Consider the following 12,456-nt stretch of genomic DNA (forward strand, 5'->3'; position numbering starts at 1 on the left):
GGTCTTAGTGAGTAAAAAGAAAGAACCCAATGATTTACCCAATTCATCTGATAACCAAGATGAATTAACTCCGTGGCAAAAGGCCAACCAAAAGTATTTAGCTGAACATCATAAAAAGGACGAGAAACTTCACGAAGATTCAGACGAATCTGTTACAAACCAAGAAGAACAGTCAAAAGATTCGTCCAACGAAGACGAAAAGGATGAACTTCCAGCGTTTCTGACTGAACCAGAAGAGTCAACAAAACAGACAGGTCCATATAATGGTTCTTTCTTAAATCGATTGCCTAATTTGAAAAATCAGCGTAACAAAGTCTTGATGCGTAGACTGTCATTAATTATAACAATCTTAGGGATTCCGTTGTTATTTTTGATTTATTATATTTCACCATATAGTAAGCTAGAAGCAGTTACTGTAACTGGAAATGAGCTCATTTCTAATCAGACAGTGATCGCTGAATCAAAGTTAAGAATTGGTGACAATTTGTGGACACAATATTGGGACAGAGATCAACATGTAAAAGAATTGAAAACTGAACAACCTCGAGTGAAGACAGCAGAAATTAGTTTTCATTCAATCAATCAATTTGAGCTAGCAATCACGGAATATAAAGATATTGCGTTAATTGCTACTGAAAACAAGTATTATCCTGTACTTGAAAATGGCATTGTTTTAGATCAAAAAGTAGATAACCCTACGAAAAATTTACCGATTCTTGAAGACTTCAAAAGTGATGCAAAAATTAAGGCCTTGGTAAAACAATACAATCAACTTTCTGCTGAGCTACAAAAAGCCATTTCAGAAATTAAATATGCACCCACAGAAAGTAATGAAAATTTACTTCAGATGAACATGAACGATGGTAATCAGGTATTAGTGAATATCACGAATTTGGCTAGTCAAATGAAATATTACCCACAAGTTGCTAAAGAGATGCAAGAAAATGGTGTGATTGACATGGAAGTTGGAATTTTTTCTTATCCTTACTCAAATAGTACAGAAGAGCAAACCGAAACTTCCGCTGACGAAGAAACAAATCAAAATGCTGTCACATCAACAGAAATAGAGTCTGGTGAGTCAACTGAAGCAGACCAACAAGCTGATGAGTCAACGCCATCTTCAAGTAGTTCAATCGAAAATCAATAAAACAACCTTAAAAAGTGATAATCTACTTTCTAAAAACTATTAATTTATGGTAGAATTGAAAGCAGTGAATATCTATAATATAGTATATTTAAAAACGAACGTTAGTTGTTCGCTTGTATATGGAATAGTAAGTAGGAGGGAATCCCATTCATGGCAAAAACAGGAATGTATGTAGGCCTTGATATTGGAACGACATCTGTCAAAGTTGTCGTGGCTGAATATATCGACAGCCAAATGAATATTATTGGAGTAGGAAACGCAAAATCAGAAGGGATTAACCGCGGCATTATCGTTGATATTGATAAAACAGTTCAAGCAATTCAACGTGCAGTACGACAAGCAGAAGAAAAAGCCGGCATTCAAATTAAGGGTGTCAGTGTGGGATTACCTGCAAATATGCTTGAAGTCGAAAATTGCCAAGGAATGATTGCAGTAAATGGGGATTCAAAAGAAATCACCGATGAAGATGTCAGAAATGTGGCTTCAGCTGCCCTTGTTCGTTCAATTCCTCCTGAACGTCAGATCGTGTCAATTTTGCCACAAGACTTTACTGTAGATGGTTTTGAAGGGATTAGAGATCCTCGAGGAATGATCGGTGTGCGCTTAGAAATGTTTGGTCTATTATTTACTGGACCAAAAACGATTGTTCACAATATCAGAAAGTGCGTCGAAAAAGCTGGCTTAATTGTCAATGAATTAGTAATTACACCGTTAGCTTTAACGGAAACGATTCTTTCTGACGGAGAAAAAGATTTTGGAACGATTGTTATTGACATGGGTGGTGGCCAAACTACAACGGCTGTTATGCATGACAAACAATTGAAATTTACAAACACAGATCAAGAAGGTGGCGAATTTGTCACTAAAGATATCTCAATCGTTTTGAATACTTCATTCAACAACGCAGAGGCATTAAAAATTAATTATGGTGATGCGTATCCAGAAAGAACATCAGAAAACGAAGAATTTCCTGTGGATGTAATTGGACAATCAGAACCTGTCAAGGTTGATGAACGTTATCTATCAGAAGTAATTTCAGCTCGTATGGAACAAATCTTTAATAAAGCAAAAGATGCTTTGGATCAAATCGAAGCGTTGGAATTACCTGGTGGTGTCATATTAACAGGTGGTGCGGCTAGCTTGCCAGGCGTAGTTGAACTAGCACAAGAAATTTTTGGTGTTAATGTAAAACTGTATGTTCCTAACCATATGGGACTAAGAAATCCAGTCTTTACAAACGTCATTAGTATTGTTGATTATTCAGCAAACTTAAGTGAAGTATATCAACTTGCTAAATCAGCAGTTACTGGCGAAACAGCCATTCAGCATGTATCAGTTACTGAACATGAAGCACCTTCTTATGACTCTTACGAATCAGCTGAAGAGGTAACTTATGAAGAACCAGAAGAAAAAAAATCTGGTGAAAACGTAACAAGTAAAATCAAAGGTTTCTTTACAAATATTTTTGATTAATTCATCCTGGGAGGAATAAAACATGGAATTCTCAATTGATAATAATATCAATGACGGCGCAGTTATCAAAGTCATCGGTGTCGGTGGCGGCGGTGGAAATGCTGTAAACCGTATGATTGAAGAAAACGTTAAAGGTGTTGAATTCATCACAGCCAACACAGACGTTCAAGCATTAAAAAATTCAAAGGCTGAAACTGTTATTCAATTAGGCCCTAAATATACACGTGGTCTTGGTGCTGGTTCTCAACCAGAAGTTGGCCAAAAAGCTGCTGAAGAAAGTGAACAATCATTGCGTGAAGCTTTAGATGGCGCAGATATGATTTTTATCACTGCTGGAATGGGTGGAGGTACTGGTACCGGTGCTGCACCAATCGTTGCAGGAATTGCAAAAGAATTAGGCGCTTTGACAGTGGGAGTTGTTACACGACCATTTACTTTTGAAGGTCCTAAACGTGGACGTTTCGCTGCTGAAGGTATTGCTCGATTGAAAGAAAATGTCGATACATTATTGATTATTTCAAACAATCGTTTACTTGAAGTTGTTGATAAGAAGACACCAATGCTTGAAGCATTCCGTGAAGCAGATAATGTTTTACGACAAGGTGTTCAAGGAATTTCTGATCTAATCACTGCACCAGGTTATGTGAATCTTGACTTTGCTGACGTTAAAACTGTGATGGAAAATCAAGGAACTGCATTAATGGGAATTGGTGTTGCCAGCGGTGAAGAACGTGTCATTGAAGCAACGAAGAAAGCTATTTCTTCTCCACTTCTTGAAACATCAATCGATGGAGCAGAACAAGTATTGTTGAACATTACTGGTGGGCTAGACATGACATTATTTGAAGCACAAGATGCGTCTGATATTGTTGCCAATGCTGCTACAGGTGATGTAAACATTATCTTAGGTACATCAATTAACGAAGAATTGGGCGATGAAATCCGCGTAACGGTTATTGCAACAGGTATTGATGAGTCAAAAAAGGAGCGTAAGTCTAGCCGTCCAGCTAGACAACAAATGCAATCACAAGCTCAAAAACCAATCTTAGATATGGACCAAGCAAAACCAACTTCAACTGAAGATGAAAACAGCTTTGGTGACTGGGATATCAGACGTGAACAAAATGTCCGTCCTAAAGTTGAAGAATCAAACTTTGATAATGTTGAAAAAAAAGATTTTGATACATTCAGCCGCGAAGAAACAAAAGCGAATGACGATGACGAATTAAATACGCCACCGTTTTTCCGTCGCAAGCGATAAAGGAGAGGAAAGAGCACATGATTGCTGACAACTTGCAAGAAATTGAGCAAGAAATTCAGGATTCGTGTGCTCTTGTTCATCGAAATCCGAAAGAAGTTCAATTAGTTGCTGTAACAAAATCAGTTGATTCAGATACGACCAAACAACTTGTTGAGGCGGGTGTTCTGCATTGTGCAGAAAATCGTGTAGACAAATTATTACAGAAGAAGCAAGATTTAGTTGATTTTCCTGAAATAAAATGGCATTTGATTGGTAATTTACAGCGTAGGAAGGTAAAATTGATTGTAAATGAAATTGATTATTTTCATGCGCTGGATAGTTTGAAATTAGCAGAAGAAATCCAAAAGAGGGCTGAGAAAGAATTGGCTTGCTTTATTGAAGTAAATGTATCAGGTGAGGAATCCAAGCATGGAATTTCTCCAGATGAGTTGCTTTCATTTGTTGAATCTTTAGGTGATTATTCAAAAATCAAGGTAATTGGCTTGATGACTATGGCCCCCAAAGATGCTTCTGTTGAACAAATCCACAAAGTATTTGGAACACTTGAAGACTTACGTAACCTTGTCCATCAGCAAGGATTTGCTCATGCACCGTGTGAAGAATTAAGTATGGGAATGAGTCAAGATTTTCCGATTGCGATACAAGAAGGAGCAACATTTATCCGTGTAGGTACAGCGCTATTCAAGGACAAATAAGGGAGGAAGAGTCATGCCACTTTTAAATAGAGGAGCAATTGCTAATTTTTTCGGATTAGCCGATGAAGAAGAGTACGAATATCCAGATTTTCCTGAAACAAAAAAACAAACGGTGACTCAGTCACAAACACAAAAAACAGTAAAACCAACAGTTAATAAACCAACGCGTGAGGCAACTCAAACAGTTACCAATACTTCGCATTATGCGATACGTGAGGAAAAACCGACTGTTGAGCAGAAGAAAGTAATTGAGCTTCGTCAAGCTCCAACACGACCAGTGAAACAAGAAGAAAAGACTGCTCGTCAATCTTATGAACCGAAAACTAATTTGGCAAATAAAATCACAGTGATGGAACCACGTGCCTACTCAGAAGCAATGATGATTGCTAAAAAAATCATTGCTGGTGAAGCGACATTAGTGAACTTCCATTTAGTGGAAGAAAAACAAGCACGTCGCATTGTTGATTTCTTAACTGGAACAGTTTACGCATTGGATGGAGACATCAAAAGGGTTGGCGATGAAATGTTTCTTTGTACACCAACTGGTATGGAAATTGATAGTTCAACTGCTCAAACATTCGCAGATGCAAATATTTTTGATCTGTAAGAGGAGGAAGGACCATTTTAATTTATCGTTTGCTTAATCTACTTAATGATGCAGTTTATCTATATACTATTTTATTAGTTATTTATGCATTGTTGTCCTGGTTTCCTGGAGGGTATCAATCAGCTTTTGGAAAATTTTTATCCAGAATCTGTGAACCTTACCTTAGCTTGTTTGATCGATTAAATTTACGCTTTGGACCAATCGACCTTACAATCATGGTGGCAGTTATTATTTTGAATCTAGCTAGCCAAGGATTAACAATGATTATTGTTTCACTTTTATAGTTTTAGGAGGTGAGTAGTATGGATGAAAATATCTACCAACATTTTCGAACGGAAGAACGGACATTTATTGATTCGGTTGGCGATTGGATTGAGCAAGTACAAAGCCAATATGCACCGTACTTAACTGATTTCTTAGATCCAAGACAAGCTTATATTTTGGAAACTTTGATTCGCCAAGACAGTGAGCTGCGTTTTACGTTTTATGGTGGATATGAACAAGCGGAGAGAAAACGATGCTTGATTTATCCGGAGTATTACGAACCTACTGAAGACGATTTTGAAGTGAGCTTGTATGAGGTGCACTATCCTAGTAAATTTGCTAGCTTAAGTCATGGAAAAATATTAGGTACATTGGTAGGTACTGGCATTAAGCGTGCTTATTTTGGAGATATTATCTCAGATGGTGAACGATGGCAAATCTTTGTTGCAAGAGAGATTGAACACTTTGTTGTTGCTCAAATAACGAAAATTGGTAAAGTAACGGCTCGATTAGAACCAATTGCTTATACAGAAATGTTATTGCCGAAAGATAGTTGGACACAAGAAAGAGGAACAGTGACTTCGATGCGCCTTGATAGCGTCATTTCAGAAATCTATAATATTTCTAGGCAAAGGTCGAAACAATTGATTGAATCTGGTAAAGTGAAAGTGAACTGGACGGAAAACACACGACCAGATTTTATTCTTGAATTATTAGATATTGTTTCGATTCGTGGATATGGGCGAATCCAGATTCAAGAACTTGAGGGAAAAACGAAAAAAGAAAAATATAGGGTATTATTTGGTGTATTACGCAAATAAAACAAAGAGGTGGTTTATTCATGGCTTTAACTCCATTAGATATTCAAAATAAAACATTCCCAACAAAAATGCGTGGGTATAATCAAGATGAAGTAGATGATTTTTTAGATTTAGTTGTTCGTGACTATGAGGAAGCAACAACTAAAAATCGTGAATTAGAAAAAGCAATTAAACATTCTGAAGAAAAATTAGAGTACTTCAATGAATTAAAAGATGCATTGAACCAATCAATTATTGTTGCACAAGATACAGCAGATAAAGTGAAAACAAGTGCAAGCAAAGAATCAGAAGTTATTGTGACATCTGCTCAAAATAAAGCGGATGAATTAGTTGCTAATGCTGAAAAACGCGCACACCAACTAACAACTGATGCGGAAGAAAAAGCACGTCAAATCTTAACAGATGCGACTGAAAAAGCAAAACAACTTGCAACAGAAACGGAAGACTTGAAAAAACGGACACGTGTCTTCCACCAACGTATCAGCTTGATGTTAGAATCACAACTAGAACAAGTGAAGAGTCCTGAGTGGGATGAAATTTTACAACCATTCTCAAGTTATGTGAATGATAGCCACGAAGTGATTAAAGAAGTTTTGGCAAAACAGCTTGACAATGAAAATAATCCTGTTGTAAACTCAGAATCAGAAACGTTAGAGTCTCCAGCAGTTCAAACATTTGATACGAGAGAAATTGATCTCTCTGTTATTGCTGACGAAAACGAGTAGAACAGAAAAGCACTTTGAATTCTTTTAGCGAGCCAATGATAGTGTGAGTTTGGCAAGACCCTACAAAGTGAAAGATCCTCTACCTTAATTATTTCTGAAATAAAAGTAAGAAGTAACGGCTGACCTCGTTATTGGTCTCGAAGAAGTTACGTTTTTTGTAACTTAAATTTGGGTGGTACCACGGCATGTTCGTCCCTTTGGGATGCACGTGCCTTTTTTGCGTTTAGAAAAAATCAAAGGAGTGAAGTTCTTTTATGAAAATGAAAGAGACATTACAATTAGGAAAAACAAAATTTCCTATGCGTGGAAATTTGCCCAACCGTGAAGGTGAATGGCAAAAAGAATGGGAAGAAGTAGACATCTACCAAAAAAGACAAGAATTAAATGAAGGCAAACCAAGTTTTATTCTACATGATGGACCTCCCTATGCGAACGGTAATATTCATTTAGGTCACTCTTTGAATAAAATTAGTAAAGATATTATCATTCGCTCAAAATCAATGTCTGGATTCCGTGCACCTTACGTTCCAGGCTGGGATACACATGGATTGCCAATCGAACAAGTATTAGCAAACAAAGGTATCAAACGTAAAGAAATGCCAATCACTGAGTATTTAGAAAAATGTCGTGAATATGCGCTTTCTCAAGTTGATAAGCAACGTGAAGATTTTAAACGCTTAGGTGTTGCTGGAGATTGGGCACATCCTTATGTAACATTAGATCCATCGTACGAAGCGGCACAAATTCGTGTGTTTGGAAAAATGGCAGAAAAAGGTTATATCTATAAAGGATTAAAACCAATTTACTGGTCTCCATCAAGTGAATCTTCTCTTGCCGAAGCTGAAATTGAATATAAAGATGTAAAATCACCATCAATCTTTGTTGCTTTTAAAGTGAAAGATGGCAAAGGAATCTTAGATGAAGATACGTCATTTGTTATTTGGACAACAACGCCATGGACTTTGCCAGCAAACCAAGGAATCGCTGTAAACGAAAACTTTGTTTATGTTCTAGTTGAAGCAGACGGAGGCAAGTTTGTTGTAGCAAAAGATTTATTAGAAAAAGTTCAAGCTGAAATTGGTTGGGAAAATGTTACTGTACTGAAGGAAATCTCTGGTAAAGAGATGGAACTCATGACAGCACAACATCCTTTTTATGATCGTGAATCTGTAGTTATTTTAGGTGACCATGTAACATTAGAAGCAGGAACTGGTTTAGTTCACACTGCTCCTGGACACGGGGAAGATGACTACATTGCTGGGAATAAATATAAATTACCAGTTGTTTCACCAGTAGATTCTAAAGGTGTGTTTACTGATGAAGCACCAGGCTTTGAAGGCATTTTTTATGATAAAGCAAATCCAATGATTACAGAGTTGCTTGAAGAAAAAGGCGCGTTATTGAAAATTGAATTCTTTACACATAGCTATCCACATGACTGGCGTACAAAAAAACCAGTTATCTATCGTGCAACACCACAATGGTTTGCATCAATTGATGACTTCCGCCAAAACATTTTAGATGAAGTTGAAAATGTAGATTGGATTATCCCATGGGGGAAAACTCGTTTGTACAACATGATTCGTGATCGTGGGGACTGGGTTATCTCTCGCCAACGTGCATGGGGTGTACCATTACCAATTTTCTATGCGGAAAATGGTGAGGCAATCATTACACCAGAAACAATCGAGCACGTGGCAAAACTATTTGCAGAACATGGCTCAATCATTTGGTTTGAAAAAGAGGCGAAAGATCTTTTACCAGAAGGCTTTACACATCCTGGCTCACCAAAAGGCGAATTTACTAAAGAAACTGATATCATGGATGTTTGGTTCGACTCTGGTTCTTCACATGAAGCTGTTTTACGTCAACGACCAGAATTATCATTCCCAGCAGATATGTATTTGGAAGGTTCTGACCAATATCGTGGCTGGTTCAACTCAAGTATTACAACGAGTGTAGCAATCAATGGTGTAGCGCCTTATCGCTCAGTTCTTTCTCAAGGTTTCACACTTGATGGTGAAGGACGCAAGATGAGTAAATCTTTAGGGAATACGATTGTTCCTGATAAAGTAATCAAACAATTCGGTGCAGATATTCTTCGTTTATGGGTGTCAAGTGTTGATTATGAAGCAGACGTTCGTGTTTCAATGGATATCTTAGGTCAAGTAGCAGAAGTATACCGCAAAATCAGAAATACAATGCGTTTCTTGATTGCTAATACGGAAGACTTTGATCCAAAACAAGATGCGGTTTCTTACAATGAATTACGTTCAGTTGATAAGTATATGACCGTTCGTTTGAACCAAGTGATTAAAGAAATCCGTGATGAAGGCTATGAAAAATATAATTTCATGCATATTTATCGTACAGTGATGAATTTCTTAACCGTTGATTTATCTGCATTCTATTTAGATTTTGCCAAAGACGTTGTTTATATCGAGTCAGAAAATGACTATCAACGTCGTTGTATGCAGACTGTCTTCTACCAAACTGCTGTTGCATTAACAAAATTATTAACACCAATCATTCCTCATACAACAGAAGAAATCTGGTCATTCTTAAAAGAAGAAGAAGACTATGTACAATTGAGTGAATTGCCTGGTTATGAAGAATTTTCAAATCAAGCTGAATTGATGGATACTTGGGAAGCATTTATGGATTTCCGTGACAAAGTGTTGAAAGCTTTGGAAGAAGCAAGAAACGCAAAATTGATTGGTAAATCTTTAGAAGCAAAAGTAACGGTTTATCCAAATGAACAAGTTCGTGAATTATTGACAGCAGTGGATGCTGATATTCCACAATTGTTGATTATTTCTCCTGACTATTTTGAAATTGCCTCTGCAGGAGAAGTTGCTCCAGCTGACGCAGTTGATTTTGAAGATGTAGCAATTTTAGTTGAAAAAGCAGACGGAGAAGTTTGTGATCGTTGTCGCCAAATCCGTAAAGATGTTGGTGTGGATGAAAAATTACCACACTTATGCGGACGTTGTGCCAAAATTGTTGAAGAAAACTATCCAGAAGCTGTTGCAGAAGGATTCGAATAAGAAAAGAACAAAAGAACAAAAGAAAGAACTATCTATTTAGTTGGATAGTTCTTTTTTATGTAAACTAACTAGACAAAAAAGAAGCACGTTTCTTATCAACTGTTGTTGATAAGAAACGTGCTTCTTTGAGTCACAAGAGTTGTTAATTTAATTTTCCACGTTCACGGTACCAATGGTCGGGTTGCCAGATCCATTCAAAACCATCTTTTTCTAGAAGTTCGAATGCTTCATCAGGCCCCATTGAACCAGCTTTATAATTGGGAAAATCAGGCTGGATTTGATCCCACGTTTTACGAATTACGTCAACGATATGCCAAGATTGAGCAACTTCTTCCCAATGTGAAAAGTTTGTTCCATCACCATTTAAGGAATCTAAAAGTAATTTTTCGTAAGCTTCAGGACTATTTTCAACCATTTCAGCACTATTTCGAAAGGCTAACTTGATTGGTTCAGTATCAAACCCTTGTCCAACTTCTTTCCCATTAAATGAAAGAGAAAAACCTTCTGTTGGTTGAATGTAGATGGTCAAAACATTTGGTGGAAGGTTTTTTTCTTCGCAAGCTTCATCAACAGAAGTTTTAAAAACATTGACGGGCACTTGTTTGAAGACCACGTTGATTCGGGTTCCTTTTTCCGTCAAACGCTTACCAGTTCGGATATAAAAGGGAACACCGGACCATCGAAAATTATCGATAGTGAATTTTCCAGCGACAAATGTTTCTGTTTCAGAATGTTCATCTACTTTATCTTCATCACGATAAGCCTTGAAACGTTGTCCATCCAATTCTCCAGCTGCATATTGTCCACGAACAAAGTTTTCTTTGACCTCATCTTCGTTATAAATCCGAACAGCTTTTAAGGCTTTGATTTTTTCTGTACGAATTTCTTTTTCAGAAAAGGCAACAGGAGGTTCCATCGCTAATAAAGCGACAACTTGTAGAATGTGGTTTTGCACCATATCTTTTAGTGCACCACTGTGATCGTAATATCCACCACGATCTTCGACACCAAGACTTTCACCAAATGTGATTTGGATATTGTCAATGTAACGGTTGTTCCATTGTGATTCAAAGATATTGTTAGCAAAGCGAATAGCTGAAATATTTTGAATCATTTCTTTTCCTAGATAGTGGTCGATTCGAAAAATATCCTGTTCAGGAAAAACCTGTCGAATTTGTTGGTTCAAGTCAAAAGCAGATTGATAATCTGCGCCAAATGGTTTTTCGATAATCAAACGATTGAACCCAGTCTCGGTAACGATTTTTTCTGATTTCAAATGTGTAACGATCGTTCCAAAAAATTGTGGTGCCATTGCTAAATAGTACACGCGATTTCCGCTGATTTGGTATTTCTCATCCAATTCGTCCGCTAATTCTTTAAGGGTTTGGTAATGCGTAGAATCATTTACATCATGTGACTGATAGTAGAAATGGTCAGCAAAGCGTTCAGCTTCTTCAGCAGTTGGGTTCAATGATTGAATCGTCTCTTTGACTACTTCACGGTAGTGTTCATCTGACCAAGGACGGCGCGCGGTACCAATCACTGCAAAGTGTTCATTTAAATTCCCCTTTTTATAAAGGCGGAATAAGGAAGGGTACAGCTTGCGTTGTGCTAAATCGCCTGTACCGCCAAAAATCGTAAATAAAACATTTTTTTCATTTGACATGCAGATGTTCTCCTTTATAGTTTATCAACAAAAATGGTACTAGCCGCCTTGAAGCTGACGGAAATTTGTTTGGTTTCGTTCTTTATCGTAATCGGGCCTTCGTAAGCGGCGATATCAATGATTTCATATTCTTCATCAATATTTAGATCAATGGTTACAAGGTAGTCGAGTAGTTCTTTTTCATCTAGTACGCGAGCAATCCGAATGTGTGTGCCAAGTGGATAAGATTCTAATGTTTGGCGGCGCTCTTCATGAACAACTTGTTCTTTTTGTGGGATAATGCCGCCGTGAGGGCAATGCTTAGGATGATTCAAATAGTTTTCTAAACGATCTGCAAGTTGTTCTGACGTAACATGTTCTAAGACTTCAGCGTCATCATGTACTTCATTCCAACGATAATCTAAATGTTCAACTAAAAAAACTTCCCATAAACGATGTTTGCGAATCAAGCTACTAGCTTTATAAAGTCCCGCGGTCGTTAATTGTACGCCTTGGTAGGGTGAATGTTCAACTAATTGCTCTTTCACAAGTTTTGAAATCATTTCACTAACGGACGCCGGCGAGACATCCAGGCTGGATACGATTTGTTTATTGTTAACTTTGGTTGTATCGCCACCCAACTCTAAAATGATTTTTAAGTAATCCTCTCGATTTGGTGTCATGTTCGATCATCCTTTCATGGTAAAAACCATCAATAGTAAGTGTAACAAAAAAAAATGAAAATGACTATTTTTCTAAATGAAAAAATGA

At 37.3% G+C, this 12,456-nt stretch carries 10 protein-coding genes and 2 pseudogenes; 10 read left to right on the top strand and 2 right to left on the bottom strand.

Annotated features, from left to right (window positions below; genetic code table 11):
- Positions 1 to 7 precede the first annotated feature (7 nt).
- The 10 genes and pseudogenes from RV17_RS00490 (at position 8) to ileS (ending at position 10,040) form a co-directional block, all read left to right on the top strand.
- Entirely contained in the window at positions 8 to 1,147 is a 1,140-nt protein-coding gene (locus tag RV17_RS00490) for a cell division protein FtsQ/DivIB (protein ID WP_071868213.1), read from the top strand.
- A gap of 150 nt (positions 1,148 to 1,297) precedes the next feature.
- Positions 1,298 to 2,620, top strand: coding sequence for a cell division protein FtsA (gene ftsA, locus RV17_RS00495; protein ID WP_067480559.1), 1,323 nt, complete (start codon positions 1,298 to 1,300; stop codon positions 2,618 to 2,620).
- A gap of 22 nt (positions 2,621 to 2,642) precedes the next feature.
- Entirely contained in the window at positions 2,643 to 3,881 is a 1,239-nt protein-coding gene (ftsZ, locus tag RV17_RS00500; RefSeq protein ID WP_067480562.1) for a cell division protein FtsZ, read from the top strand.
- Positions 3,882 to 3,898: 17 nt separating this feature from the next.
- Entirely contained in the window at positions 3,899 to 4,576 is a 678-nt protein-coding gene (locus RV17_RS00505) for a YggS family pyridoxal phosphate-dependent enzyme (RefSeq protein WP_067480565.1), read from the top strand.
- Between the two features lie 13 nt (positions 4,577 to 4,589).
- Positions 4,590 to 4,686: pseudogene (locus tag RV17_RS13790) on the top strand (cell division protein SepF); the annotation flags it as partial.
- 122 nt (positions 4,687 to 4,808) lie between these two features.
- A pseudogene (locus tag RV17_RS13795) lies at positions 4,809 to 5,183 on the top strand (cell division protein SepF); the annotation flags it as partial.
- Positions 5,184 to 5,197: 14 nt separating this feature from the next.
- Complete coding sequence (locus RV17_RS00515; protein ID WP_082294048.1) at positions 5,198 to 5,467, top strand: YggT family protein; 270 nt, start codon at positions 5,198 to 5,200, stop codon at positions 5,465 to 5,467.
- An 18-nt stretch (positions 5,468 to 5,485) separates the two neighbouring features.
- Positions 5,486 to 6,268, top strand: a complete 783-nt coding sequence (locus RV17_RS00520; protein WP_067480574.1) for a YlmH family RNA-binding protein — start codon at positions 5,486 to 5,488, stop codon at positions 6,266 to 6,268.
- Positions 6,269 to 6,288: 20 nt separating this feature from the next.
- Positions 6,289 to 6,993 (top strand): DivIVA domain-containing protein, encoded by a 705-nt coding sequence (locus tag RV17_RS00525; RefSeq protein WP_067480576.1) that lies wholly within the window; start codon positions 6,289 to 6,291, stop codon positions 6,991 to 6,993.
- A 254-nt stretch (positions 6,994 to 7,247) separates the two neighbouring features.
- Entirely contained in the window at positions 7,248 to 10,040 is a 2,793-nt protein-coding gene (gene ileS, locus RV17_RS00530; protein WP_071868214.1) for an isoleucine--tRNA ligase, read from the top strand.
- Between the two features lie 142 nt (positions 10,041 to 10,182).
- On the opposite strand, the gene zwf is transcribed toward ileS, so the two are convergent.
- Both zwf and efaR read right to left on the bottom strand, forming a co-directional pair.
- Complete coding sequence (gene zwf, locus RV17_RS00535; RefSeq protein WP_071868215.1) at positions 10,183 to 11,706, bottom strand: glucose-6-phosphate dehydrogenase; 1,524 nt, start codon at positions 11,704 to 11,706, stop codon at positions 10,183 to 10,185.
- Between the two features lie 14 nt (positions 11,707 to 11,720).
- Positions 11,721 to 12,368, bottom strand: a complete 648-nt coding sequence (efaR, locus tag RV17_RS00540) for a transcriptional regulator EfaR (protein ID WP_067480584.1) — start codon at positions 12,366 to 12,368, stop codon at positions 11,721 to 11,723.
- Between the last annotated feature and the right edge of the window lie 88 nt (positions 12,369 to 12,456).

Source organism: Enterococcus thailandicus (genome assembly GCF_001886265.1).
Taxonomy (GTDB): Bacteria; Bacillota; Bacilli; order Lactobacillales; family Enterococcaceae; genus Enterococcus_B; species Enterococcus_B thailandicus.

What these genes read in the sequence shown, in the direction of transcription:
- ftsZ (WP_067480562.1), top strand. Translation starts at nt 2,643, where the DNA reads ATGGAATTCTCAATTGATAATAATATCAATGACGGCGCAGTTATCAAA.
- RV17_RS00505 (WP_067480565.1), top strand. Translation starts at nt 3,899, where the DNA reads ATGATTGCTGACAACTTGCAAGAAATTGAGCAAGAAATTCAGGATTCG.
- efaR (WP_067480584.1), bottom strand. Translation starts at nt 12,368, where the DNA reads ATGACACCAAATCGAGAGGATTACTTAAAAATCATTTTAGAGTTGGGT.
- zwf (WP_071868215.1), bottom strand. Translation starts at nt 11,706, where the DNA reads ATGTCAAATGAAAAAAATGTTTTATTTACGATTTTTGGCGGTACAGGC.
- ftsA (WP_067480559.1), top strand. Translation starts at nt 1,298, where the DNA reads ATGGCAAAAACAGGAATGTATGTAGGCCTTGATATTGGAACGACATCT.
- RV17_RS00520 (WP_067480574.1), top strand. Translation starts at nt 5,486, where the DNA reads ATGGATGAAAATATCTACCAACATTTTCGAACGGAAGAACGGACATTT.
- RV17_RS00525 (WP_067480576.1), top strand. Translation starts at nt 6,289, where the DNA reads ATGGCTTTAACTCCATTAGATATTCAAAATAAAACATTCCCAACAAAA.
- ileS (WP_071868214.1), top strand. Translation starts at nt 7,248, where the DNA reads ATGAAAATGAAAGAGACATTACAATTAGGAAAAACAAAATTTCCTATG.